Below are 24,233 nucleotides of genomic sequence, written 5' to 3'. Positions count from 1 at the left end.
CAGCGGTCATCTTTACGAACAAATGCGTGCCTTCGGCACACACACTTCAAGCTGCGGAACGGGCTGGCAATGCGACGGTGAACGTCGTGCCGAGACCTTCGCCGTCACTGTCCACGAGGATATGGCCGCCGTGTAGTTCGACGATGTGGCGGGCGATGGCGAGCCCGAGGCCCAGGCCCGTGTCGTTGTTCGCGCGCTCGCGCACGAACGGCTCGAAGATGCGGCCCAACAGCGCGCGGCGGATGCCCGCGCCGGTGTCCTGGATGCTGACGTCGTGCATGCCCTCGCGTGCCGCGTGGCGGATGGTCACGCGCCCCTGCGCGGGCGTGAACTTGACGGCATTGGCCAGGACGTTCCAGAACGCCTGCTGCAGGCGACCGGGGTCGCCTTCGACGACTTGAGGAGCGCCGTCGTCGGCCAGCACCTCGATGGCCACGCCCTTGGCCTGCGCCTGCGGCGCGATGGTGGCGACCGCCGCATCGACGACGCCCCGCACGTCGCAAGGCACGCGCCTGATGGACAGCTGCCCCGTGCGGCTGCGCGCCGAATCGACGATGTCGTCGATCATGCGCGACTCGTCGCGCACGTTGCGCGCGATGGCCTCGAGCGCCGTGCGGTTCGCCTGCGGGTCGTCCAAGCGCGTGTTGAGCAATGCCGACAGCCGCAGCAGCACCGAGCTGAGCGGCGTGCGCAGTTCATGCGCGATGCGGGCCAGGTTCTCCTCCCGCATGCGGTTGGCCGCATCGATCTCGACCAGCGTCTCGCGCAGCCGCGCGTGCGTCGCCAGCAGGCTGGTGAGGAAGCCGACATAGAGGTCGAGCCTCGCGCGCCCGAGCGGCGGCAGCAGGCGCAGCAGCCCCCACAACTTGCGGCCGTCGATGTGGGCGGCGCGGCCCACCTGCTCGGCGCCGAGCGCCGTCGGGAACGTGACGGGCACCCAGCCGAAGCTCACGGTGCCGAAGCAGCGGCCGAAGATGATGATCGGCACGACGGCCACCGCGAGCTGTTCGAGGAACATCGCCTGCACCGGTTCGAGCCGCAGCGCCGACTGTTCTCCGAGGGCACGTTCGAAGACCGCTCCGCCGCCGCCGGCCACGAAGAAGCCATGGGCGCCGAGCGCGGCACCGACGGCGTTGGCATGGAGGGGGCCGATCGCCACGTCGCCGGCGATGGTGCGCAGCGACACGGTGCACGACGTGGCCTGCGAGAACTGCACCAACAGGGCCTCCCAGCTGGCCCATTCGTCGTCGATGGCGGCGGGAGCCCCCTGCAGCGTCATTGCGCGGGTGCGCTCGACTCGGGCATCTGCTGCCCGCGCGCGATCGCCTCGTCGATCGCCGGACTCTTGCGGGACGGCGAGCGCGAGAGCAGGCCGTAGTAGGCGCTGAAGTGCAGCTGCGGCACCACCTGCTCGCCCGCCTTCCGTTCCTCGGCTTCGTCCACGATCGAGATGCCGCCTTGGCCAATGGCGTACTCCCGCGTCTCCTGCACGTTGCGGCTGCCGCGCACTTTCGGCACGGTGATGGCGCGGCGCAGCTTGGTCGAGATCTCCACGTAGCTGAGCAGGATGATGTTGTCCACCAGGTGCGATCCCTTGAGTTCCTGGCTGATCTGCGACACGCCGAGCAGCTCCGGGCTTTCGTAGTTGAAGTACACGGTCGCCAGCCGTCCCTTGAAGAACGTAGCCAGCGCATAGAGGTAGTCGGCCGCCTCGGCCTGCGCCGCCATCTCGTAGACGGCCACCGAGTCGAAGACGATGCAGTCTACCTGCCGCGATTCGAACAGCCGGCTGACGCGGTCGAAGTGGATGTCCAGGTCCAGCTCCAGCGGCGACTCGAAGTGGATCAGGATGCGGCCCGCTTCGACGTGCTTGCGCAGGTCCAGCCCCAGCGTGGCCGCGTTGCGCATGATCTGCTCGGGATGCTCGTCCAGCGACACCAGCAGGCCGGTGCGTCCCCGGTCCGCGTTGGCGCACAGGAACTGCACCGCGGACACCGTCTTGCCCGTGCCCGAGATGCCGGCCACCATCGTGACCGAGCCGCGGTAGACGCCGCCGTCCATGAGGCCGTCAAGGTTCGCGATGCCGGTGGTGATGCGCTCGCTGGATGTCGGCTGCAGCTTCGCGAGCTTCGGGCGCGACTGCGCGCGCCGGTAGACATGGATGCCCGACCCTGCCTCGATGGTCATCGTGTGCTCGCCGTCGATGAAGTCCTGGCCGCGCGACTTCATCACGCGCAGCTTGCGCGAGCCGCGGCGCCGCTGCTCCTGCCGCATCAGCGTGAGGATGGTGTCGAACACGAAGCGCTCGTGCTCGTGGCCCGGCACGCTGCGGTCCCCGAGCTCGGAGGTGACGAGCGTGGTCACGCCCAGTCGGCTCAGGCCCTCCACCAGCGTGTGCATGTCCTCGCGGAACGGCGTGTGGTGCTGCTCCGCATAGAGCTTGAGCGGCGTGAGGCCATCGATGACGAGCCGGCGCGCACCGATCGCCTTCAGCTCCTGCGCGAGCACGCCCTCGCTCGCATGGAACTCCCCGAGCAGGACGGCGGGACTGGTCTGGATGATCTTGACCCGACCCGAGCGGACCAGACCTTCGAGGTCCCAGCTGAACCCGGCCGCATCGCGCAGCAGCTTGTCGGGCTCCAGCTCGAACGAGACGATGACGCCCGGCTCGCCGAAGTGCGCCGCACCCGCGTGGATGAAGCCGAGGCCGAGCGTGGTCTTGCCGGCACCCGGCGCGCCTTCGACGAGGATGTTGTTGTTGCGCCTGATGCCGCCCAGCAGGATGTCATCGAGTCCTGCGATGCCGGTGGGGATCAGGTCGTTCGGTTCGTTCACGCATGTCCTTTCGTGGGGCCCGGTGGCCCATGACGGATGCTGACTGTGGCTGACTCGCAGTGCTGATGTGTGTGGGAAAGACTTGCGGCAAGACGTACGTCGAAAGCACGTACACTGCCCCGATGAGCGAAGGCCCCAACCAGCGCCCGCCCGGCTCGTTCGGCGGCGCCAGCCCCACGCCCTTGAGCACGGACGGTCCGTCCACACCCCCTCCCAGCCAAGACCTCCAGCGGATGAGCGCGGAGCTCGCGCAGGCCACCGTCGAGGCGCAGGCCGCGGCCGTCGCCTCGGGCACGTGGGACGACGACCGCCAGGTCCTGCTCGAGCTCGACGACACCTGGACCATCGTGGCCTGCAATGCAGGCTGCGAGTCGGTGCTGGGCCATCGCGCGCAGGACCTGCTGCAGCAACACATCGGGATCCTGTTCGACGACACCGATGTCGTCGACAAGCTCAAGGACGGGCATCGCAAGGCCAGCGGCTGGATGCTGAGGCGCGACGGGCTGCGCATGTGGGCCGACGTCACCTGCAGCGCGCCCATGCTGCACGTGGGCGGTTCGCCGCGGCGGGTGCTCTCCGCCTTCGACGCGACGCTGCAATACCGCGCCTCGCAGGCCCTGCGGCGCCAGGCGGACAACGCGGCCAGCAGCACGGCCGCGCGCGACTTGTTCATCGGCTCCATCGCCCACGAGCTGCGCGCGGCGCTGGCTCCGATCTCGACCTCGGCCGCGATCATGGACCGCCAGCTGGTGCAACCGTCCGCCGTGCCGGTTCCCGAGCGACTGGTCGGCATCGTGCGCCGGAACGCGGCAGCGGCCGCTCGGCTGATCGAGGACCTGCTCGCGTACAGCACCCTCTCGGCCGGCAAGCTGGTGCTGCGGCCCGCGCCGCTCAACCTTGACCGCCTGGTGGCCGACACCCTCGACTCGCTGCGCCATGCAGCCCAGGCCAAGCAGGTGCAGCTGCAGGAGCATCTTTGCGCGCAGGCCCGTCCCGTGCATGCCGACAACGCCCGGCTGGAGCAGGTGCTGCTCAACCTGCTGGGCAACGCGATCAAGTTCACGCCGGCGGGCGGCCGCGTCGCCGTCACCACGTCGTGCGGCCCTTCGCACGCGACTGTCGAGATCTCGGACACCGGCCGCGGCATCGATCCCGACGTGCTGCCCTTCATCTTCGACCCGTTCGAGCAGGGCGGCTCCGACATCACGGGGCAGCACGGCGGCTTCGGCCTCGGCCTGGCGATCAGCGCCGGCATCGTGGCCCAGCACGGCGGCCGCCTCGTGGCGACCAGCGACGGCCGGGACCGCGGCGCCACGTTCCGGCTCTCGCTGCCGCTGGGCCGGCAAGGCGAGGCCCCCATGGACCGGCCGCGCGCCGGCCCGCTGCGCGTGCTGTACGTCGAGGACAACCTGGACGCCGCCGATGCGATGCGCTATGCGCTGGGCACGCTGGGCTGGCAGATGGTTCATGCGGGCACCTGCGCCGGCGCGCGTGCCCTGGTGTCCAGCGCGGGGGGTGCGGCCTTCGACGTGGTGCTCGCGGACCTCGGCCTGCCCGACGGGTCGGGCCTGGAGCTCGGGCGGGACCTGAGCCGCGACCTGCCCGTGGTGGCGCTCACCGCCTATGGCGCGCCGCTGGCCCTCCAGGGGTTCGCCGACCAGCTGATCAAGCCTGCCGACATCTGCGAAGTCCAGCGCGCGCTGCTCAAGGCCGTGGCCACGGCCGGCGACAGGCGCCCTGCCCTGCGCGCCTGAGGCGCAGGGCGACGCGATCCGCGGCGCCGCGCACATCGCCGTTCAGCGCCTCGTGGACGTCGCGTCCGCGGACGCCTGCTCGCTAGGCACCGGGTAGTGGTAGATGGTGGCATTCAGGTGCCGCGCCACCGCATCCACGTCCTCCGTCGTCCAGCGCTCGCCGATGCGCGCCTGCCAGGCTTCCACCTGCTTGCGCAGGCTGCTCCAGTCGCGCGCGACCCGCGCATCGCGCCAGTGCATCTGGGTGGTGTGGCACTGGATGCAGTGCGCGTCGTAGAGCAGCTGCCCGCGGCTGGGGCCGGCGCCCGAGGCCTCCTGCGCCAGCAACGGGGGCAGGCCCAGAAGCAGTGCCGCGCTCACGGCGATCGCGCGGCCGATGCCGGAAGCAGCGCCAGTGACGAGCATGAGCTTGTCTTCCAGAAGCATGGCAGTTCTCCGGTGGTGAATCTGCATGGGAGCACGTCGCGCCGGCCAGCGAGTTGCGGCCGATCAAGCCCTCATCGCAAGCGGGTGCGGACCTTCCACGCACCGACAGCCAGGTATCCCAGGAAGGCCAGCAGCGAAGCCGCGCTGGCCAGCAGCCAGAGCACGAGGAAGCCCGCCACGTGGATGGCGATCAAAGGCCAGCCCACCGTGGTCGCTGCCCAGCGCAGTTCCTGCGGATCCGCGAGCACCAGGGCGAGCACCTCGAGGGCGGCTGCCGCCAGGAATCCCGACCACAGGATGGGCGCCACGGCACGTCGAAACCACGACGGCCCGGAACCGTGATCGTGCGCAGGATGTCGGAGCAGGACCATCGCCGCAACATAAGCGCCGCCCCGCAACGCTTTCATGACTTCGATCAAGTCGGCGCCTTGGCGGGGCCGCAGCATGGAGACCTGTTCCGGATCCTCCATGCAACTGACGTTCCTCGGCGGTGCAGGCACCGTCACCGGCTCCAGGTACCTGCTCGAACACGGCGGTTGCCGGCTGCTGCTCGATTGCGGGCTGTTCCAGGGGCTCAAGCAGCTGCGGCTGCGCAACTGGGCGCCCCTGCCGCTGGAGGCGGGCAGCGTCGACGCGGTGCTTCTCACGCACGCCCACATCGATCACAGCGGCTACCTGCCGGCGCTGGTCCGAGCGGGCTTCCGGGGCCGGATCTTCTGCACCGAGGCCACTCGCGAACTGGCGTCCCTGCTGCTGCCCGACTCCGGCCACCTGCAGGAAGAGGACGCCCTGTTCGCGAATCGCCATGGATTTTCGAAGCACCACCCCGCACTGCCGCTGTACACCGAGGAGGACGGTCGCGCGGCGCTGGCCCAGTTCCGCGCGGTCGCTTTCGGCCGGCCCTTCGAGCCGGTGCCCGGGATCACCGTCTCCTTCAGCCGCGCGGGCCACATCCTCGGTGCAGCCAGCATCCACGTCGCATGGGAAGACCGCTCGGCCCTTTTCTCCGGCGACCTCGGCCGCGACGATGACATCCTGATGCGGCCACCCGAAGCGCCGCCGCCGGCGGACCACCTGGTCCTCGAGTCCACGTACGGGGACCGGCTTCATCCAGCCGTCGATGTCGAGACCCAGGTGGCTGAAGTCGTCAACCGGAGCGCCGCACGCGGAGGCGTCGTCGTGGTGCCCGCGTTTGCAGTCGGCCGCGCGCAGGCCCTGCTGCACGTGCTGGCGCGCCTGAAGCAGCAGCAACGCATTCCCGACCTGCCGCTGTTCCTGAACAGCCCGATGGCCTCGGACGTCACTTCGCTGTACGAGCGCCATGGCGACGAGCACCGGTTGGACGTGCGCGAATGCCAGGCGATGTGCCACGCCGCGCGGATCGTCACCTCCGTGGAGGAGTCGCGGCAGCTCAACCAGCTGCGCGTGCCGGCCGTGATCGTCTCGGCCAGCGGCATGGCCACCGGCGGGCGCGTGGTGCATCACCTCAAGGCCTTCGCGCCCGATCCGCGCAACACGATCCTGCTCGCCGGCTACCAGGCCGCGGGAACGCGCGGCGCGGCGCTGGCCGCGGGAGCGGGCCAGGTCAAGATCCACGGCGAGTACGTGCCGGTGCGGGCGGAGGTGGCCACGCTGGGTGCGCTGTCTGCGCACGCCGACCGCAATGGCCTGTTGCAGTGGGTGGCTCGCCTGCCACGGGCGCCGGAGATGGTGCACCTGGTGCATGGCGAGCCCAGCGCAGCCGACAGCCTGCGGCTCGCCATCGAGGAACGGCACCGCGATTGGTCTTGCCAGGTGGCGGAACACATGCAGTCGGTGGCGCTGTGACCGGCAGCGCCCTGGTTTGCGCAGGATCAACGCCGGAGCGCCCGGACGGACCTAGATTGGCATCGGCGCGGGGCACGGCGTCCCCGAGGAGAAAGCCATGTTCAAGCGCATCCTGGTTCCCATCGACGGCAGTGCCACCTCCAACAAGGCCCTCGACCTCGCGCTGCAGATCGCGCGCGAGAACGATGCCAGCGTCCGCCTGGTGCATTCGTTCGACGAGCTCGCGTACCTGGCCACCTTCGAGGTCCTTCCCCCGCTGATCGAGGAGGCACGTCGGTATGCCGACGAGATCCTGGGTGACGGCCTGAAGCTCGCAACGAACCACCGCGTCCGGGCGGATGCCCGTGTGCTGGAAGTCCCTGGGCGGCGCCTCGGCGATCTCGTCGCCGAAGCTGCGAAGGACTTTCGCGCCGACCTGATCGTGGTGGGCACGCACGGCCGCCGGGGCATCGGGCGCATCGCCCTTGGCAGCGGCGCCGAGCAGGTGATCCGCGCGGCGCCGGTTCCGGTGCTCGCGGTTCGGGGCAGCTGACGGATCGCGAGCGGTCATGCGTTCGCGCCGCATCCTGATCGTGCAGGGACATCCGGACAACTCCGCGATGCACCTGTGCCACGAGCTCGGAGCCTCCTATGCCATGGGCGCCGAGTCGGCGGGGCACGCCATCCGCTGGGTGCATGTGGCCGCCCTCGAGTTCCCGATGCTGCGCAACGCGCGCGAGTGGCGCGAGGAGCCGGTGCCCGACGCTCTGCGCCAGGTGCAGAACGACATCCAGTGGGCGGAGCACCTGGTACTCGTCTTCCCGCTCTGGCTCGGCGCGATGCCGGCCGTCCTCAAGGGGCTTCTCGAGCAAGTGGCCCGCCCGGGCTTTGCCTTTGGCGAAGGTGCCGACGTGTTCTCCACGCGGCCCCTGAAGGGGCGCACCGCCCGCGTGGTGGTCACGATGGGCATGCCGGCCCTGGTGTACCGCTGGTTCTATTCGGCACACAGCGTGCGGGCGCTCGAGCGCAACGTGCTCGCCTTCATCGGCATCGCGCCGGTGGGCCGCAACTTCTTCGGCGGCGTGGAGAAGGTCGACCCGTCGGTGCGCGAGCGCTGGCAGGCCGACATGCATCGGCTGGGACGCTCGGGGCGGTAGGCCAGGCGCGCGGCGCGCCTGCGCTCACTGCACCAGCAGCACCGGCACGTCCGATTGCGCGATCACACCTTGTGCGACGCTGCCCATCAGCGCGCGACCGATCATCCCGTAGCCGTGCGTCCCCATCACGATCATGTGCGCGCCCTCCTCGCGCGCGACGTTCACGATCTCGTGCGCCGGCCGTCCCACCACCCAGCGCGTGCGCACGTTCAGTTCGTGCCGACCCACGAAGGTCTTGATCGGCTCCAGCACCTTGGCGGCCTCGTCGCGGTGGTAGTCGGCCACGGTCTGGTGTCCGACGAAGCCTTCGACACGCGGCGGCAGCGCGGGCTGGACATGCAGGATCACCAGTTCACCACCTTCCAGCATGGCCTGGTGGGTCATCAGGTAGGCCGCAGCCTTCTTGGTGCACTCGCTGCCGTCAGCGGCAAGCAGGATCTTCATGAGAGCTCTCCAGGGTGGCGGGCAGCGGAACTGCGCCCGGTGAAGACAGTGTGCGAACGAAGCGCAGGCAGGAACATGATCCGCGTCAAGTCGGTTGCGTGCGTCTGCCCTTGATTCGGAGCAACTTGCGGAGGCTCGTTCGCCCTAGGCTGGAACGATGCTGCCCTTCACCCACGACCAGTTCATCGGCGTGTTCGGCGCCTACAACGCCGGCATCTGGCCGGCCCAGATCGTTGCGGACCTGCTCGGCGTGGCCGTGTGTGTCGCCGTTGTCCGGGGCACGATGTTCGCCGCGGCGCTTGCCGCCTCGAGCCTGGCGGCCATGTGGATCTGGACCGGAGTGGCCTACCACGGCCTCTTCTTCTCGAAGATCAACCCGGCTGCCGTCGCCTTCGGCGTGGCTTTCGCGCTGGAGGGACTGCTGTTCGTGCACGCTGCCCTGCACCGCCGGCTGCTGTTCGCACCACACGCCTGGCGGCCCCTTCGGGCCGCTGCAGGCTGGGCGTTGATCGGCTACTCCGCCCTCGTGTATCCCGTCGTCGGATGGCTGGCCGGCATGTCCTATCCCACGGTGCCGACCTTCGGCGTCACGCCCTGTCCGGTGACGCTCTTCACCTTCGGCACCCTTCTTCTGGCGACGAGCCCGCCCTGGTGGCTGGTGCCGATCCCGCTCGCCTGGTCGCTGCTCGGCGGCAGTGCGGCGATGCTGTTGCGCATGCCGGCGGACTGGGTGCTGCTTGCAAGTGCACTGTGCGCGCTGCCGTTGCTGGCCGGTCGCGGCCGCGCCTCGCGACGCTCACCGCTGGCTTGAAGGACCGATGCGCAGCGCGTCGGGAAGACTGGTGCCGATTGTCGGGATCGAACTGACGACCTACCGCTTACAAGTTGGTGTCTGACTTTGTCGAAAGTCGGGATTTGTTGAGGGTCTCACGAAGTACCCACTAACAACCGCACCAAATTTGCGGCGCCCACCTGCATGAGTAGCGACTGGTTCGCACCTTCCGTACGCCCCGATTCAGTCTACCTCGGCGGTTCTGGATAACCGTTTTCTATGTCACTGCATCTCAACTCTGGATGCAGCAATGAGCGTCAAGGCGATCCTCACCCCGAACGGCAAGACCAAACATCAGGCGCAGGTCTGGTACGGCGGCCACTTCTACGGCTCGCGAACCTTCGACCTGGAGACACTGGCCAAAGGCTGGCACGACGAGCAACTCAAACTCGCCGAAGAGGGGACCTTGGTTTCCCCAGCAGCGCGGAAGAAGAAAAAGGAGGAGGACCAACTGGCCGCGATCGCGCTGGGCGAGAAGCAGGCGTTCCTGTCGATGCGCCTGATCGAGCTGGCTGAAAAGCTCGAGCAGGAGCAAGCCACCTGGCGCGTCGGGAAGGTCAGCAAGACCCGCATCCAGGAGATCAAGCGGGCCGCCCGGTACACGGAAGAGTTCATGCCCGAGGTGCGACTTCGGGACTTCAGTGGACCAGCCGGGGCCCTGCTGATCAAGCAGCTCACCACGAACTTCTACGGCTGCCGCCGGACGCGGTGCGGCAAGGGCCGAGGGACCAGCGCACGGTCAGCCCAGCCTTCGAAACCGCTGAAGGACCAGACGGTGCGCGCGCTGCTGACAGGTCTGTCCAAGCTGCTGAAATACGCCGATCTCAACCAGCCTGCCGGGGTCAACTTTCAGCTACCCGACATGAAAAGGCACGAGGGGTTCGGCTGGGCCCTGCCGCCCGCGCATGACGCGCGGACCCAGCAATGGTCCGAAGGCGAACTGGCCGACATTCTGTTCGCCGCCGGCCCATCCGGCCCCATCGGACTCCTGCTGAGCGTTCTAGACGAAAGCGGTTGTCGTCTCGGGGAGGTCAGCAAGGCGTGCGGTCACCAGCTCACCCTGATCCTCGGCACGGATAACCAGGTCGTGGGTGGCGAGCTGCTCCTGACCGACCACAAAACGAAGCACAAAACGCAGGAGGAACGTCACGTTCCGCTCTCCGCCGTCGCCGCGCGCCTGCTGCACCAGCGCCAACAAATCCACGGCAATGGCTCCCTCTTTCCGGAGTTCAACGGCTCCGACGACATCTGCAAGCGCTTTGCCGAGCTGTGCACCGCAGCGCATATCCAAGACCGGCTATTGAAGGACCTGCGACGGGGATTTCTGAACCGCAACAAAGGCAAGGTGTCCGCGCTGGATCTTCAGAAGGTGTTCGGTGACTGGTCAGACCTGGACGATCCGAACGAAGACGACGACGAAGGCGCTGCGGTGGACCGGGTTGCCATGGGCCACAAACGACTGCGCACCACCAAAGGCTACATCCAGCCCGACGTGCAACTCATGATCGCTCGGTTCACCACGACAAGCCGCTATGAGCGGGTGATGGAGCGAGTGCGCGACCTTCAAGCCTCGGGCAAAGAAATGCCGGGATCCAAGCGGACCCGCCGCAAGCAGTCACGTGCAGTGGATGCCGAGATCAACTGGCGCCGTGCCAGCCCGCAGATCGTAGCACTTGCTGCAGCCCTGGGTACCGCCCTGAGCATCAATTCCTACAAGTAACACAAGCCCGTCGACAACTCCGAGCACACCCAGTGGAAGACCATCCACCACGCGACGCACCGTGGCGGCGCTCGCGTCCGCCAGCTCCCGCGCCCACGTCTGAAGCCCATCATTTGCGGCGTCCCGGCGCGACCGCATCCACCGCTGCCGATTACGATAACCACCGTATCTGCCGAGCGCTCTCGCTAGCTACTGCGTGTGTCCTGGTTGGGAACAGCGCGATCGGCGGCAGACACCTTCATAGAAATGGAATTACGTGAAAGCAACGATCGACGGCCGTGTTTACAACACTGAGACAGCAGATTTGATTTTCGAATCGAGCTATGCCTCGGGGGAGACTTTCGCTGGCACGAAACTGCCCTGTACCGTACTAAGAAGGGCACCTTTTTCTTGGCTGGCCGGGGCGGCCCGATGTCTGAATGGGCTGAGCGTGACGGCTCCGGAACAAGTTCCGGAAGCGGCATCCGGATCCTCAGCATGCACGAGGCACGCTATCGGATGGAACGCGCAGGCTGCGCAGAGGTCCTCTTCGAGAAATTCGGCATCAGCCTCAGCGACGGCTAGACACAGTTTTCGCACTCGGCCGGCGGTCGCGAACGTCTGTGCCGCCTAGACGCTCGTGCCGCCGCCTGCCCGCCAGGCTGCCGTCCGGCGAAGCGGGGGCGTCCGGTTGGGCAGCCATGCGCTCGCGCCTAATTGCCTGATTGGCCGGCGCTTGCACGTCCCGCCCCGCCAGCTCAGGATACGACCCGCATCGCGGCCGCGGAGCAGTGCGTCTGCGCGCCGGACGCTCACCTCCCAGACCAGCGCCGCCGGGGGACACGACGATGTGCCGGCTAGCGCGACACGCAGCGGACCCAGTGCCGCCCGCCTATTTTCTGTCTCGAAAACTCCTGTTATCAAGACACAGAATCAAGGCCGGGGCGTTTCCGGCGATGTCGCCCAAAGCAGTCAAAGCACCCCGAATCGTCGCCCATCGCAACCGGGGGGTGTCTGCCATAGGCGACAAATCAGGGCTTCCCGACCGCAATTCCGGCACCGACACCTAAATACAACATCATGGTCTGCGGTGCCCGCTCCACAGCGGGGCTAGTTGGGGCAAGGCCAAGATCCGACTTTGACTAGCCACTGAGGTGAAAACGAGTAGGCCGACAACACGCCGTGCTAGGTACATCCGCGCGTGATCTGCTCTGGCAGCCCTCATGGAGGACTGCTTCGATGACATGAGACTCGAGCCGCTCGTGCGTCGCCCCGCGCGGCTGGACCACCGGAGCTGCTCCAGACCGCGGCTTGCCGGCGAGGAGCGCCTCCCCTGCGCCCGTTCATCTCCAGCCGGATCCAGTAAAGGCCGCGCGTCCCTGCGGATCGAATTTCAAGACGGCACCCTTCGAGTGGTGCCCAAGGAGAAGTGATGGACACGTTCAAGGAAGCGTACGGCCTGCTGGCGAGGAACGCGCAGACGCTGCGTGATCAGCGTGAGCCCAAACATCGATGATCTGGGAGTTCGTGGAGAGCTCGGTCGCCGCCTACAAGGTGTGCCAGGAGCGAATCGCAGCCGTGGACGCCGCCCTGGCAAAGGCCCTAAGCGAAACTGCCCAGCAGCCCGAGGGAGGCGGCGGGACTGAAGGGTGACGCCGTGGTTCCAGCTCCCCCGGCGCGCGAAGCAGTTGCGGGCCGCGCCGACGCGCACCGCCGTCTGTAGGCGGGACCGACGCCTGCTACCGGCCAGGAGAGGACATCCGATTGGGCTACTGCACCTGCGACGCACGCATCGCGTGACCAGTGGGCAGCCGGCCTTCTCGGACGGGTCGGAGAGACGGTGGAGGGCACGCCTGCGACGGCCCCGACCGGTCGTCGGTTTGTGAACTACGGTAACGCCCCGCCAGTCTCATTCCGTCCCATTTTCTGAGCCCGTGGGGAAGCGATACGGCCGGCCGGCTCGGCGCTCTGTAGCACTTGCACATGAGCCGCTGCGCAAGCGTCTGTACCCTCGACTCACCTCACCATTGAAGGAGTCCCGATGACGATTCGATGGCTGGTTGTGGCCGGAAGCCATCCCCCGCTGGTTGCCCACGGGTGAGTTGAGGGTCAGGCAGCCTTGGTTCTTCTGCGCCGCGGGGGCGTCGCGGCAGCCTCAAGTCGCGCCTGCGCTTCTTTTCTGCCGAGAGTCCGGATGGCCGAAATCGCTTCGATCTGTCTTGGCCGCGGACGTGTCTTGCCTGACTCCCACTTGTACACGGAGAGCGCCGAACAACCCAGAAGTTGCGCCATTGCTGCAGCTGAGAGGCCAAGTCGCCGGCGGTTGCTCGCAAAACCCTTCGCGCTGAATCGGGGGCTAGCTGCGGCGTTGCCTTCCTCGGCCACCGCCTGGGCGCTGCTTCCACGAGCCTGACGCTTCAACGCTGTCTCCAGGGCAGCTACCTTCTTGCGCAGCGCAGAGATTTGCTTTCTGTTCTGCGTCGACGCCTTTGTCAGCGAGGAGACCTCGGAGCGGATTTCTTTGCGCGCGACCCGCGCGATTTCGGCTTTCAGGGCCGCAGCAATGTTTGGCATGGCGCGGATTATGAAACCAAAAACACTAATTTCGTTGGGCTAGGGTAGACGCATCCGCCTTCGCATTCACCGCTTTTGACCTGACCGCAGCGAGTTCACAAGTCGATCTGTTCCGCGATCTCAAGGGCGTCATCCACATCGATACCCAGGTAGCGCACGGTGCTTTCGAGCTTGCTATGCCCCAAGAGGAGTTGGATGGCTCGCACATTCTTTGTGCGCTTGTAGATCAGGGTTGCCTTGGTCCGGCGCAGGGAGTGCGTTCCATATCGGCATGGGTCAAGCCCAATGCACGCCACCCAGCGCTTCACGATCCGCGCGTACTGTCTCTCGCTCAGGTGGTGATCGCGCTGACGTCCTGGGAACAGGAACGAGTCAGGTTGCGGTCTGCGTAGCTCGAGCCAGGCCGCCACTGCGTCGCGAGCCGCGTCGGATATCTCGAACTGCACTGGACGATGAGTCTTGCGCTGGAGGATGCTGGCCCTCGTGGCAACTGCTTCAGCGCGACAGACATCCTGCACTCGCAGCCTGACCAGGTCACATCCTCGCAGCTTGCTATCCAAAGCCAGATTGAACATGGCCACATCTCTAGTCATGCCGGCAAGTTGGAGACGAATGCGAAGTGACCAGATCTCCTTAGGCTTGAGCGGCGGCTTCTGGCCGATCAGCCGGCTCTTGTTCCAGGGAATTCGGTATGTCATGGAGGAAGTCCTCTCAGTTGAAGGACTTCCCATTCAGCCTTGGTCGGACTGTTTCCTCCGCTTGAATGAATCCTCTGGGCATTGTGGTGGCTACGATTCACCGCCGAGAAAGGGAGAACTGCGTGGCTTACGAATCGAGCTTGAAGGCTTGGCTCATGGCCGAGAGAGCTGCCGTCCATGGCGAGATCGCGTTGAAGCTTGCCGGTCGGGACCAAAAAGACAGCCTCGCGCTCCAACGGGCAGAGCAGATGTCTCGCGCCCTACGAGATGAAGCGGACTCTCAGTTCCGCGAGATCCTCTGGATGATCGCTCACGGACCCAGATCTCCGTGAGCGCCGTACAGGGCCCCGCCTTTGCGAGGGAGCGGCATCGCTGTAAAACTCGGCCGGCCAGTCGAGAGCGCTGCTTATCATCGCGCAACATTCTTCGGAGCTCGGGCCTTGCCAATTCTTCGTTTTCCTCTCGTCGCACCTCTCGTTTTAGGCCTAGCGCTCGGCAGCGGCACCGCACTTGCGAAGCGAAAGGCCAAGGGCCTGATCACGCAGATGGAGGAGGCGCTTGCGGAACATCACTCGTACCAGGTGCCAGCCACCGGAACAGTGGAAGTCGCGTTCTCGCCTGATGAAGGTAGCGAGAATCTGGTACTCAAGGTAATCACTTCAGCGCGGCACGATATCCGGATGCTCTCTTACAGTTTCACCAGCGCACCTGTGGCGCGCGCTCTGCTCGAGGCCAAACGGCGTGGCGTCGGCATCAAGATCGTGGCGGATGAGAAGAACAACACCTCGGAGGACCGCAGCGGCAAGTCGCGTGCAGCTTTGTCGTTGTTGACAGAGGCCGGCGCGGACGTGCGGCTCATTAACGTCTACCCGATTCACCACGACAAGGTTCTGATCGTGGACGGCGAGACTGTGGAACTAGGCAGCTTCAACTACTCTGATGCTGCGACGCATCGCAACAGCGAGAACGTGCTGGTGAACTGGAAGAACCCGCAGCTCGCCAGGGTGTACCTGGAGCACTTCGCGCGCAACTATCGGCAGGCGACGCCCTACCAGCAGCGGTACTGATCTGCTCTGCGTCTACAGACGCTCCTTCTATTCGCTTCGCTAGCCCTGAAGATGCTGGTGCAGAGCGGCGAGAGCGGTACGGGCGTCCCCTACGATGATGCGCGCAGGAACAGACAACATGAGGTTCAAGGGCAAGCCGAAGTCCTCCACCCTCCAGCCATTGGCATCAAAGCCGGTCTGAGCGAAGCTCGGATTCCGACTCCGGACGCGGTCAGGGATGCTTCCCCCTGTGGGATGTACCCGATCACCACCTTCCCACGGGCAATGGCGTAGCCCACTTCAAAGCAGGTGCCGCTGTCGGGCTCCAGTCCACGGAAGAAGTCGAGGTTCGCCAGGACCGCATCGCAGCTCTCTATGCGCGCGACATTCTCGCGGTAGATCAGCATTGCGAGCTCTTGTGGTGAGCGGTGATCGTGGCCGAGAGATTCGTCGAGCGGAAAAAGTCCCTCGAACCCCCATTCAGCGCAGAGATCTACAAGCTTGCGGCCGTGCTCTGCCGCGTCAGGTCGAAAGACGTCGGGGCCTGCGAGATAGACGCGGTGGACAGCCACCCCACAATCTTGCTGCATAACTAGCCCGACAGGCCCGGCGAACTCTGACAGGACTGATCGGCCTCGCGCAGCTTGCGCCCTTGCTTGGTGCTTCGTATACTGTACGTCCATACAGCATCCGGAAACCAGCATGGAACGCCAATACACGGTGGCCTTGCAGGCCGACCAGGTCTTGCCTGCGCGCGAACGAATCGCGGCCGAGATCCGCTTCGTGAGTGCCCTTGAAAGCGCGCTCGGGGAGCCTGCTGCAGTCGCTGACACCCTACGTGCATGGCAGGCTGCGAGCGAATCACAGGCGAATGAAATCGACAAGCCGACTGCCGAACGCGCAGTGCGTTGGCCTTCGGCATACGACCAAGCCGTTCGCGCCGGGCTGGCCGGGGTTCAGGGTCTGCACGAGGCTACCTTTGAGGTCAAGCTCGCGCGACGCCAATAGAAGGAGCGGCATTCGCCGCGACGCGCCGCGGCTCCCGATCACGGATTCTCCCCATTCCTGTCACGCCGGGTTGACTGCTTCCGGCCAGCAACGGACATTGGAACCGCCGGCTTGCACTCTGTAGGGCTCACATCCGCCGGTTGCACGCTTTCAGAGCTCCGCTTCAACGGTTGCTACTATCCTCGCGATGAGGCTGTATACCTGCCGAGGGGCGCCACACGCTGCGCGTGTGCAGCTCTATGTTGCCGAAAAGGCCGCGGCGGGCATCGTGATCCCGCTTGAACCGGTCGAAGTGAATTTGAGAGCTGGCGAGCATCGAATGCCGGCGCACCTGGCAAGGAACAGGGCTGGAACCGTTCCCGTCCTGGAAATCCAGTCGGGCGTGCATGTCAGCGAGTCTCTCGCCATCATTGAATATCTCGAGGAGTGCTTTCCGAACCCGCCCATGTGGGGAGTAACTCCGTTGTGGCGTGCAGCGCAGCGCGAGCTGGATCGCATAGCCGAACTCAAGGTTTTGAGGCCGATCGCGCAGTGGGTTAACGCCACGGACTCCCCACTAGGCAAGGTTCAGGACCTTGAAGCAGCCAAAAGTCATGAAATGGCTGCCGGGAGCGGGATTGCGCAGATCGACGCCACTTTGCAGGGCGGTCGTCCGTATCTCGGCGGCGACTCGTGCGGTGTGGCTGATTGCACGCTCGCCGCGGGGTTGGACTTCGGGCTGAAACGCGGGTTCGAGCTACCGGCGGGCGCTGCTCTAAATGACTGGATAAGTCGCTTTTGGTCGCGGCGCTCCGCAGTGGAGCACCTACGCTGGCGGCCGAGTCGCTGACGCCGGCTACGGCGGCCGGTCGCACGCGAGTCGGCGCGGACTGTGACGGGTGCAAGCCATGGCACCTCGCGGCCGAAAGCAGCCCAGGCAGTCTGCTAGGCTAACCAGTCATGCTCGTTCGTGCCGCCTTGCCAGATGATGCCGACGCGATCGGGCGCATCCGCGTGAATGCCTGGCGTGCGGCATACCGCGACTACATGCCGGCCACCTATCTTGCCGGCCTTGACGCCAGCGCCAACCTTGATGCCTTGCGAGCGACACTCCGAGCACCGACGCCGCCATACCGTGCTACGGTAATCGAGCTCGGGGCAGAACTCGTCGCATTCTCGATCGTCGGCCCTCCGCGGTATCCCTCGAAACCCGGCACCCTTGAGCTCTGGGCTCTCAATGTTGAACCTGGCCACTGGCATAAAGGTTGCGGAAAGCGGCTCATGGAGGAAGCGTTGCGCCGGCCGCCGCAGCGCTGCGAATTGAGGATGGAGTTGTGGTGCATCTCGGGAAATCACGCAGCGAGGAGACTGTACGAATCCTGTGGATTCGTGCGCACTGGCGCGGACCGTAGTACTTCGACGCTGACCGGGCACCCACTAGACGAGGTCGCCTACGCGAAGGCGCTCTAGGCCGCACGAGAGTTTCTGGCCTGTCTGGGCGGCTGCTTTCGGCCAGGAGCGGTCATCCACTCATGCAGGGGATCAGCCAACCTTTCCCTAGAATCTTTGAACCACACCTAAGAACGATCGGGGAGATGCGATGAAGGTTCGCAGATTGGTCGCTGTTGCTGCACTGGCGCTTCACGCGCTCCTTCAAGCATCTGCCCAAAGCGCTCCAGCTTCACCGGAACTCGGTACGCCGCGAGAGATCGTGGCTACCGTGATAAGCAGGGTCAAAGAGCACTACGTGTTCCCCAAGATTGCTGCCCAGGTAGAGGTGGCGCTGAGGAAGACTCCGAGGTCTAACAGGAACATCCGGAACTCCGACGAGGCGCGCGCATTCGCGCAGGAGCTCACTGGCGAATTGCAGGCCGTAGCGCACGACAAGCACCTTTGGGTCTACTACAGTGAAGCCGTCTTGCCCCAACGAACCGTGGCTGAGCCGACGGACGAAGAAGAAGCGACCCTTCGCGACCAGGCGCAGCGCAGCAACTATGGCGTTGTACGTGCCGAACATCTGGCCGGCAATATCGGCTACATCGACCTGCGCGCTTTCGCGCCGCTCCCATGGGCCGCTGAAACGTTGGCGGCATCGATGACTCTCGTGGCGAACGCTGACGCCCTGATCGTCGACCTCCGCAACAATGGCGGTGGCGATCCGAGCACGGTCGCGTTCCTCTCAAGCTACTTCTTCGAGACGCGCACGCACCTGATCGACATTTATTCGCGCGAGGGCGACCGAACTGAGCAGTTCTACACTCTTGACTGGATCCCTGGCCGACGCTTCGGCCAGAAGAAGCCGGTGTACCTCCTGACGTCTTCGCGGACCTTCAGCGGTGCCGAAGAATTTTCGTACAACCTGAAAAACCTGAAGCGCGCCACCATCGTGGGCGAAACGACAGGAGGGGGCGCCAATCCGGGCGACGTCTACCCGCTAAACGCACACTTTCAGATCTTCGTGCCGACTGGGCACGCAGCCAGTCCCATCACGCACACGAATTGGGAGGGTACTGGCGTACTACCGGACGTGAGGGCGAAAGCCGAGGACGCACTCGACGTGGCGAAGATGCTGGCGCTGAAAGGGCTCGCGGCTGCGGAAGTAAATTCAGAACGAAAGGCGCAGCTGGAGCGACTTCAGCAGCAGGATTCCTCGACGCCTAACAGGGCGATCGTGCCATGATCGGCACAGCTGGAACCTAAGTGACGTCTGCCGCCGGGCTCAGGCAGCGTCCGATTCTGGCCGCAATCTTTCTCGGGGTCGATTTGGACTGCCCGGAACCGCACCGCATCAACTGGCCGAGTCAGAACCAAGCTGGCCTCCATGGGCGCAAGGCGTGCAGCGTTGGAACGCGCCGCAATCCACCACCAGATAATGCGGCCGCAATGACCGGTCTTACATTTCGCCGCCTGGATCCCGGCGATCTAGATGACCAGGACGAGTGGAGCAACGTCTTTCGCAACGCCTCCTCGTTGGTCTACGCCACCGAGGGTCGGGCGCCGACCGATGAAGACGCAGTGAGGATGCTGAACGCGCTGCCGAAAGGCGAGACCGCAACCGACGTTTTCCTGTATGGAATCTCGCTACACGGCGAACTGTGCGGCTGCGCCTACGTTGCGCGGGATTGCCCCGGGGCAGGTGATGCCTGTCTCGTCCTGCTTGTCCTCATGGAGAAGTACCAGCGCAGAAGCCTCGGTGTTCGTTGTCTGAGATGGATCGAAGCCGAGGCCCGATCCTGGGAGTGCACGCGATTGGTGGGCATGGTCGACGCAGCCAATGAGCGAGCCGTCCGGTTCTGGCGGTGCTTAGGATTTCAGGTGGAAAGGCGTCAAGCTGCGCCGGGGCTTGTCGGTGAAGGATTGATCGGGTTCATTCCGCTCGATGCCGGTGGCGCTGGCAACCGAACGGCCGCGAGCCGGCTTCGCCGCACATCGGCGGCAAACGTCAATCAGTCTCTGGGGGATCCAACCCATGAGGGAAAACGTGGTCCTGCGACCAGGACATCCTGACGATGCGCCGATGGTCGCCGCACTCGCGACGCAGGTGTTCCTGGACACGTATGCGACGCATGGCATTCGCCCAGACATGGCGCGCGAAGTATTCGAGGAGTATTCCGGCCCAGCGTTTGCCGCGCGACTTTCGGAGGCGCGTCGGCGCTTCCTGCTCGCGGTAACGGGGGAGGCGATCGTCGGGTTCGCAGAACTGCTGTTGCCGCCCGTGACCTCACCTATCCCGTCCGTCTCGGGCTCGGAGCTGGTTCGTCTCTATGTCCAACCGCGCGCGCAGCGATCCGGGACTGGCACCCGGCTCCTTCGCGAGGCCGAGCGCATGTGCTCTACGGCGTCCCTGTGGCTGACGGCCTGGGACCGAAACACAGCTGCCCTCGCTTTCTACCGACGCGCGGGTTACTTCGAAGCCGGCGAGACAACATACACGTTTCAAGGCAATTCGTACACGAATCGAGTGCTGGTCAAGCGCCTGGACGCACATTGAAGAGGGCGTGTCCGCTTGCGGTCAGGGAGCAGCCGTTGCTGTCAGCACGGGACAACCTGCACGTTCGGCCAACGGTCTCGATAGCGCTTTTCCACGAGCCGCTGGCGGTAAGTTGCGACGCTGACGCGTGCCGGGTTCCTGCGGACCGTCATCGAGAACAGGTCGGCGAGACCATACGGCGCTAGCACGCTCAACGTTCCGCCCTTGCACAGCGAAAGGCCGACAGATGTCGCAAATTCCGGCCATGACGCTACCGCGTCCTCAAGGGACCGGAGCGGCGACACAGCATGACCGAAGTGTGATTCGAACCAGAGGTGGACGCCGGCCTGGTTCGTCACCTCCCAGGGCACCTCCGGACACCGCGCTGACAACTGTTCCTGGAGTGCGCGGTCGGTCTCTTGGCTCAGATCTGCCGGGTTGAAATAGGCGACGTCGACATCGGAGAGTGAGGACGGAGTCGAATAGGCGTGAAGGTGATCCCACACCAGGTTTCGCACTGCGCCGGCGCCAATGCACCAGTCCTGGAGGCCCAATTCCCGCACTGCTGCCAGCGCGCCCATGAACCACCCCGAGCCATGTGCAATCGCAATGAGCCGCTCTCGAAGATCAGTCTCTTCCCCAGTCATCCGTCGAGTATGGCTCGGGTCGGTGCAGCGGCCGTCGTCCGCTCTTGGCCGGAAGCCGTCCCCCGCTGGTTGCCCACGGGTGAGTTGAGGGTCAGGCAGCCTTGGTTCTTCTGCGCCGCGGGGGCGTCGCGGCAGCCTCAAGTCGGGCCTGCGCTTCTTTTCTGCCGAGAGTCCGGATGGCCGAAATCGCCTCGATCTGTTTTGGCCGCGGACGTGTTTTGCCTGATTCCCACTTGTACACGGAGAGCGCCGAACAACCCAGAAGTTGCGCCATTGCTGCAGCTGAAAGGCCAAGTCGCCGGCGGTTGCTCGCAAAACCCTTCGCGCTGAATCGCGGGCTAGCTGCGGCGTTGCCTTCCTCGGCGACCGCCTGGGCGCTGCTTCCACGAGCCTGACGCTTCAACGCTGTCTCCAGGGCAGCTACCTTCTTGCGCAGCGCAGAGATCTGCTTTCTGTTCTGCGTCGACGCCTTTGTAAGCGAGGAGACCGCGGAGCGAATTTCTTTGCGCGCGACCCGCGCGATTTCGGCTTTCAGGGCCGCAGCAATGTTTGGCATGGCGCGGATTATGAAACCAAAAACACTAATTGCGTTGGGCTAGGGTAGACGCATCCGCCTTCGCATTCACCGCTTTTGACCTGACCGCAGCGAGTTCACAAGTCGATCTGTTCCGCGATCTCAAGGGCGTCATCCACGTCGATACCCAGGTATCGCACGGTGCTTTCGAGCTTGCTGTGTCCCAGGAGGAGTTGGATGGCTCGAACGTTCTTTGTGCGCTTGTAGATCAGGGTTGCCTTGGTGCGACGCAGGGAGTGCGTTCCATATCGGTACGGGTCAAGCCCAATGCAAGCCACCCAGCGCTTCACGATCCGCGCGTACTGTCTTTCGCTCAGGTGGTGATCGCGCTGGCGTCCTGGGAACAGGAACGAGTCAGGTTGCAGTCCGCGTAGCTCGAGCCAGGTCGCCACTGCATCGCGAGCCGCGTCAGATATCTCGAACTGCACTGGACGATGAGTCTTGCGCTGGAGGATGCTGGCCCTCGTGGCTACCGTTTCAGCGCGACAGACATCCTGCACTCGCAGCCTGACAAGGTCACATCCTCGTAGCTTGCTATCGAGAGCCAGATTGAACATGGCCAGATCTCTAGTCATCCCAGCAAGTTGGAGACGGATGCGAAGTGCCCAGATCTCCTTAGGCTTGAGCGGCGGCTTCTGGCCGATCAGCCGGCTCTTATTCCAGGGAATTCGGTATGTCATGGAGAAGTCCTCTCAGTTGAAGGACTCCCCATTCAGCCTTGGTCGGACGCCTCGTCCTCAGTTCGGATGTTTCATCTGGGGAAGCACGCTGCCTACGATTGGGCCAGAAGGGAGACCGGCGTGGCTTACGAGTGGGACGTGAAGGCATGGCTCATGGCCGACAGAGCCGCGGTCCATGGGGAGATTGCGTTGAAGCTCTCCCGTCCAGACCACAACGACAGCTACCTGGTCCAGCAGGCGGAGCAGATGTCTCGCGCTTTGCAAGAAGACGCAGATGCCCTGTTCCGCGACCTCCTCTGGAGGATCGCGCACATACCAAGATTTGGGTGAGTGCCCGGATTCTGTCGCCAGCGCTGGTAGCGGGACACCGCTTGATCGACCAAAGAAGCGCTGCGTATCATTGCTCAGCACTTTTCGGGTCTACAGATTTGCGCATCCATCGTCTTCCAGTCATCGCATCCCTCGTCTTGAGCCTGGCGGTCGTCAGTGGCACGGCACTGGCAAAGCGCAAGCCCAAGGGCCTGATCGAGCAGGTGGAGCAGGCCGTTGCGGAACGTCACTCGTACCAAGTTCCCGCCACCGGTACCGTGGAGGTCGCGTTCTCACCCGATGAAGGGAGCGAGAACCTGGTGCTCAAGGTGATCGGCACCGCCCGCCAAGACATCCGCATGCTCACGTACAGCTTCACGAGCGCACCAGTAGCGCGCGCGCTGCTCGAGGCGAAGAAGCGAGGCGTGGACATCAAGATCGTGGCGGACCAAAGGAACAACACCTCGGAGGACCGCAGCGGCAAGTCACGCGCAGCGCTCTCGTTGCTGACCGAAGCTGGCGCGGACGTGCGGCTTATTAGCGCCTATCCGATCCACCACGACAAAGTCCTGATCGTCGATGGTGAGACTGTTGAACTGGGCAGCTTCAACTACTCCGACGCTGCAGCGCATCGGAACAGCGAGAACGTGCTGGTGAACTGGAGTAACCCGCAGCTGGCCAAGGTGTACCTGGAACACTTTGCGCGAAACTACCGGCAGGCGACGCCTTACCAGCTGCAGTACTGACCCGCGCGGTCCCCATGGCAAGCCTGAAGCTATTCCGGTTGCTTGACCTATTTCAAGCCGCCGCGGCAAGACCTCATGCTGGTCGAACGCAAAGCTTCCAGAGCGGTGCAGGCGTCCCCGACAACGATGCGGCATGAAACGGCCAGCATCAGGTTGAGGGGTAATCCGAAGTCCTCGACCCGCCAGCCATTCGTATCCGTTCCGCTCTGAGGAAAGCTTGGGGCACGCCTACGAATGCGGTCGGGGATGCTGCCCTCGTCGGGGATGTAGCCGATCACCACCTTCCCGCGTGCGGCCGCGTAGCCGACCTCAAAGCAGGTGCCGCTGTCGGGCTCCAGCCCGCGGAAGAAGTCCAGATTTGCGATGACCGCATCACAGCTGTCTATGCGCGATACGTTCCCGTGATAGATCTGGGTTGCGAGCTCTTGTGGTGAACGGCCCTCACTTAGAACGACAGTGTCATCGAGCGGAAAGACTCCCTCGAACCCGTAGTCGGAGCAGAGCTCCACGAGCTTGCGACCGTGCTCTGCAGCATCGGGGCGAAAGACGTCGGGACCTGCGAGATAGACGCGATGCACAGCCACCCCACATTGTTACTGCACGGAGGACCGAAGGGATGCGCTCGACCTCTCACGCGCACAGCTTGCGGGGCCGCGAAGCGGCCTTTATACTGGATATTCATACAGCACCAGGATTCCAACATGGAACGCCAATACACGGTGGCCTTGCAGGCCGACGAAGGCTTGCCTGCGCCCGAACGAATCGCGGCTGAAATCCGCTTCGTGAGCGCTCTTGAACGGGTGCTCGGCGAGCCTGCCGCTGTCGCCGACACCTTGCGGGCGTGGCAGACCGCGAGCGACTCACAGGCGGACGAGATCGACAAGGGAACTGCCGAGCGCGCCGTGCGCTGGCCCGCGGCTTACGACCGGGCCGTGCGGGCTGGACTGGCGGGCGTCCAGGGACTGCGAGGGGCTAGCTTCGAGGTCAAGCTCGCACGCAGGGGCACAGGTCACGCGAGAGGGACTGGCTTGTAGCAGCCTCTCTCCAAG

At 64.9% G+C, this 24,233-nt stretch carries 28 protein-coding genes; 16 read left to right on the top strand and 12 right to left on the bottom strand.

Features of this window, described 5'->3' with window-relative positions; all coding sequences use genetic code 11:
* Window positions 1–46 precede the first annotated feature (46 nt).
* On the bottom strand, window positions 47–1,279 hold the full coding sequence (locus tag ACPWT1_RS08410; protein WP_427914919.1) for a sensor histidine kinase: 1,233 nt from the start codon (window positions 1,277–1,279) through the stop codon (window positions 47–49).
* On the bottom strand, window positions 1,276–2,835 hold the full coding sequence (locus tag ACPWT1_RS08405; RefSeq protein ID WP_427914918.1) for an ATPase domain-containing protein: 1,560 nt from the start codon (window positions 2,833–2,835) through the stop codon (window positions 1,276–1,278). The genes ACPWT1_RS08410 and ACPWT1_RS08405 overlap by 4 nt, the downstream gene beginning before the upstream one ends.
* Window positions 2,836–2,957: 122 nt before the next feature.
* Between ACPWT1_RS08405 and ACPWT1_RS08400 the strand changes: the two genes are divergently transcribed.
* Window positions 2,958–4,589: an ATP-binding protein gene (locus tag ACPWT1_RS08400; RefSeq protein WP_427914917.1), complete on the top strand. Its 1,632-nt coding sequence runs from the start codon at window positions 2,958–2,960 to the stop codon at window positions 4,587–4,589.
* A gap of 42 nt (window positions 4,590–4,631) precedes the next feature.
* Here the strand turns inward: ACPWT1_RS08400 and ACPWT1_RS08395 are convergent, their stop codons facing one another.
* Both ACPWT1_RS08395 and ACPWT1_RS08390 read right to left on the bottom strand, forming a co-directional pair.
* Complete coding sequence (locus tag ACPWT1_RS08395; RefSeq protein ID WP_427914916.1) at window positions 4,632–5,015, bottom strand: cytochrome C; 384 nt, start codon at window positions 5,013–5,015, stop codon at window positions 4,632–4,634.
* Between the two features lie 71 nt (window positions 5,016–5,086).
* The gene (locus ACPWT1_RS08390) at window positions 5,087–5,485 is read right to left on the bottom strand and encodes a hypothetical protein (RefSeq protein WP_427914915.1); all 399 of its coding nucleotides are present in this window, start codon (window positions 5,483–5,485) and stop codon (window positions 5,087–5,089) included.
* On the opposite strand from ACPWT1_RS08390, the gene ACPWT1_RS08385 reads away from it, so the two are divergent.
* From ACPWT1_RS08385 to ACPWT1_RS08375, 3 genes are all read left to right on the top strand, one after another.
* The gene (locus tag ACPWT1_RS08385) at window positions 5,484–6,842 is read left to right on the top strand and encodes an MBL fold metallo-hydrolase RNA specificity domain-containing protein (RefSeq protein WP_427914914.1); all 1,359 of its coding nucleotides are present in this window, start codon (window positions 5,484–5,486) and stop codon (window positions 6,840–6,842) included. The two genes, ACPWT1_RS08390 and ACPWT1_RS08385, sit on opposite strands and share 2 nt — an antisense overlap.
* A gap of 97 nt (window positions 6,843–6,939) precedes the next feature.
* Entirely contained in the window at window positions 6,940–7,374 is a 435-nt protein-coding gene (locus ACPWT1_RS08380; protein WP_427914913.1) for a universal stress protein, read from the top strand.
* A 16-nt stretch (window positions 7,375–7,390) separates the two neighbouring features.
* Window positions 7,391–7,978 (top strand): NAD(P)H-dependent oxidoreductase, encoded by a 588-nt coding sequence (locus ACPWT1_RS08375; RefSeq protein WP_427914912.1) that lies wholly within the window; start codon window positions 7,391–7,393, stop codon window positions 7,976–7,978.
* Window positions 7,979–8,002: 24 nt separating this feature from the next.
* Here ACPWT1_RS08375 and ACPWT1_RS08370 read toward each other — a convergent pair whose 3' ends face one another.
* On the bottom strand, window positions 8,003–8,422 hold the full coding sequence (locus ACPWT1_RS08370; protein WP_427914911.1) for a universal stress protein: 420 nt from the start codon (window positions 8,420–8,422) through the stop codon (window positions 8,003–8,005).
* 157 nt (window positions 8,423–8,579) lie between these two features.
* Here ACPWT1_RS08370 and ACPWT1_RS08365 point away from each other — a divergent pair, with 157 nt between their 5' ends.
* From ACPWT1_RS08365 to xseB, 3 genes are all read left to right on the top strand, one after another.
* Window positions 8,580–9,233, top strand: a complete 654-nt coding sequence (locus ACPWT1_RS08365) for a DUF6064 family protein (RefSeq protein ID WP_427914910.1) — start codon at window positions 8,580–8,582, stop codon at window positions 9,231–9,233.
* Between the two features lie 271 nt (window positions 9,234–9,504).
* On the top strand, window positions 9,505–10,974 hold the full coding sequence (locus tag ACPWT1_RS08360; protein WP_427914909.1) for a hypothetical protein: 1,470 nt from the start codon (window positions 9,505–9,507) through the stop codon (window positions 10,972–10,974).
* 1,491 nt (window positions 10,975–12,465) lie between these two features.
* The gene (gene xseB, locus ACPWT1_RS08355) at window positions 12,466–12,606 is read left to right on the top strand and encodes an exodeoxyribonuclease VII small subunit (RefSeq protein ID WP_427914908.1); all 141 of its coding nucleotides are present in this window, start codon (window positions 12,466–12,468) and stop codon (window positions 12,604–12,606) included.
* A gap of 456 nt (window positions 12,607–13,062) precedes the next feature.
* On the opposite strand, the gene ACPWT1_RS08350 is transcribed toward xseB, so the two are convergent.
* Entirely contained in the window at window positions 13,063–13,527 is a 465-nt protein-coding gene (locus ACPWT1_RS08350; RefSeq protein ID WP_427914907.1) for a helix-turn-helix domain-containing protein, read from the bottom strand.
* Window positions 13,528–13,622: 95 nt separating this feature from the next.
* The gene (locus tag ACPWT1_RS08345; RefSeq protein ID WP_427914906.1) at window positions 13,623–14,225 is read right to left on the bottom strand and encodes a tyrosine-type recombinase/integrase; all 603 of its coding nucleotides are present in this window, start codon (window positions 14,223–14,225) and stop codon (window positions 13,623–13,625) included.
* Between the two features lie 440 nt (window positions 14,226–14,665).
* Between ACPWT1_RS08345 and ACPWT1_RS08340 the strand changes: the two genes are divergently transcribed.
* A complete protein-coding gene (locus tag ACPWT1_RS08340; protein ID WP_427914905.1) occupies window positions 14,666–15,292 on the top strand; it encodes a phospholipase D family protein in 627 nt (208 codons plus the stop codon).
* Window positions 15,293–15,417: 125 nt separating this feature from the next.
* On the opposite strand, the gene ACPWT1_RS08335 is transcribed toward ACPWT1_RS08340, so the two are convergent.
* Window positions 15,418–15,861 carry a nucleoside 2-deoxyribosyltransferase gene (locus ACPWT1_RS08335; protein WP_427915525.1) on the bottom strand — a complete coding sequence of 148 codons (444 nt, stop codon included), beginning with the start codon at window positions 15,859–15,861 and terminating at the stop codon, window positions 15,418–15,420.
* A 112-nt stretch (window positions 15,862–15,973) separates the two neighbouring features.
* Here ACPWT1_RS08335 and ACPWT1_RS08330 point away from each other — a divergent pair, with 112 nt between their 5' ends.
* From ACPWT1_RS08330 to ACPWT1_RS08305, 6 genes are all read left to right on the top strand, one after another.
* Window positions 15,974–16,279: a hypothetical protein gene (locus ACPWT1_RS08330; protein ID WP_427914904.1), complete on the top strand. Its 306-nt coding sequence runs from the start codon at window positions 15,974–15,976 to the stop codon at window positions 16,277–16,279.
* A 187-nt stretch (window positions 16,280–16,466) separates the two neighbouring features.
* Window positions 16,467–17,108 carry a glutathione S-transferase family protein gene (locus ACPWT1_RS08325; RefSeq protein ID WP_427914903.1) on the top strand — a complete coding sequence of 214 codons (642 nt, stop codon included), beginning with the start codon at window positions 16,467–16,469 and terminating at the stop codon, window positions 17,106–17,108.
* Window positions 17,109–17,218: 110 nt separating this feature from the next.
* Window positions 17,219–17,728 carry an N-acetyltransferase family protein gene (locus ACPWT1_RS08320; protein WP_427914902.1) on the top strand — a complete coding sequence of 170 codons (510 nt, stop codon included), beginning with the start codon at window positions 17,219–17,221 and terminating at the stop codon, window positions 17,726–17,728.
* 130 nt (window positions 17,729–17,858) lie between these two features.
* Window positions 17,859–18,938: a S41 family peptidase gene (locus ACPWT1_RS08315; protein WP_427914901.1), complete on the top strand. Its 1,080-nt coding sequence runs from the start codon at window positions 17,859–17,861 to the stop codon at window positions 18,936–18,938.
* 20 nt (window positions 18,939–18,958) lie between these two features.
* Window positions 18,959–19,765 (top strand): N-acetyltransferase family protein, encoded by an 807-nt coding sequence (locus ACPWT1_RS08310; RefSeq protein WP_427914900.1) that lies wholly within the window; start codon window positions 18,959–18,961, stop codon window positions 19,763–19,765.
* A 10-nt stretch (window positions 19,766–19,775) separates the two neighbouring features.
* Window positions 19,776–20,249, top strand: a complete 474-nt coding sequence (locus ACPWT1_RS08305; RefSeq protein WP_427914899.1) for an N-acetyltransferase family protein — start codon at window positions 19,776–19,778, stop codon at window positions 20,247–20,249.
* A gap of 41 nt (window positions 20,250–20,290) precedes the next feature.
* Here ACPWT1_RS08305 and ACPWT1_RS08300 read toward each other — a convergent pair whose 3' ends face one another.
* The 3 genes from ACPWT1_RS08300 to ACPWT1_RS08290 all read right to left on the bottom strand — a co-directional run bounded on the left by ACPWT1_RS08300 (window position 20,291) and on the right by ACPWT1_RS08290 (window position 22,129).
* Window positions 20,291–20,875, bottom strand: a complete 585-nt coding sequence (locus ACPWT1_RS08300) for a nucleotidyltransferase family protein (protein ID WP_427914898.1) — start codon at window positions 20,873–20,875, stop codon at window positions 20,291–20,293.
* A 91-nt stretch (window positions 20,876–20,966) separates the two neighbouring features.
* On the bottom strand, window positions 20,967–21,431 hold the full coding sequence (locus ACPWT1_RS08295; protein WP_427914897.1) for a helix-turn-helix domain-containing protein: 465 nt from the start codon (window positions 21,429–21,431) through the stop codon (window positions 20,967–20,969).
* A 95-nt stretch (window positions 21,432–21,526) separates the two neighbouring features.
* Complete coding sequence (locus ACPWT1_RS08290) at window positions 21,527–22,129, bottom strand: tyrosine-type recombinase/integrase (RefSeq protein WP_427914896.1); 603 nt, start codon at window positions 22,127–22,129, stop codon at window positions 21,527–21,529.
* A gap of 467 nt (window positions 22,130–22,596) precedes the next feature.
* Here ACPWT1_RS08290 and ACPWT1_RS08285 point away from each other — a divergent pair, with 467 nt between their 5' ends.
* The gene (locus tag ACPWT1_RS08285) at window positions 22,597–23,184 is read left to right on the top strand and encodes a phospholipase D family protein (protein WP_427914895.1); all 588 of its coding nucleotides are present in this window, start codon (window positions 22,597–22,599) and stop codon (window positions 23,182–23,184) included.
* Between the two features lie 47 nt (window positions 23,185–23,231).
* Here the strand turns inward: ACPWT1_RS08285 and ACPWT1_RS08280 are convergent, their stop codons facing one another.
* Complete coding sequence (locus ACPWT1_RS08280) at window positions 23,232–23,762, bottom strand: nucleoside 2-deoxyribosyltransferase (protein WP_427914894.1); 531 nt, start codon at window positions 23,760–23,762, stop codon at window positions 23,232–23,234.
* Between the two features lie 123 nt (window positions 23,763–23,885).
* On the opposite strand from ACPWT1_RS08280, the gene ACPWT1_RS08275 reads away from it, so the two are divergent.
* Window positions 23,886–24,218 (top strand): hypothetical protein, encoded by a 333-nt coding sequence (locus ACPWT1_RS08275; protein ID WP_427914893.1) that lies wholly within the window; start codon window positions 23,886–23,888, stop codon window positions 24,216–24,218.
* Window positions 24,219–24,233: the final 15 nt, after the last annotated feature.

It is taken from the genome of Ramlibacter sp. MMS24-I3-19 (assembly GCF_050320135.1).
In the GTDB taxonomy this organism is placed as follows: Bacteria; Pseudomonadota; Gammaproteobacteria; order Burkholderiales; family Burkholderiaceae_C; genus Ramlibacter.
Note: the sequence above shows the minus strand (reverse complement) of the source record. Positions and strands in the feature narration are given on the sequence as shown.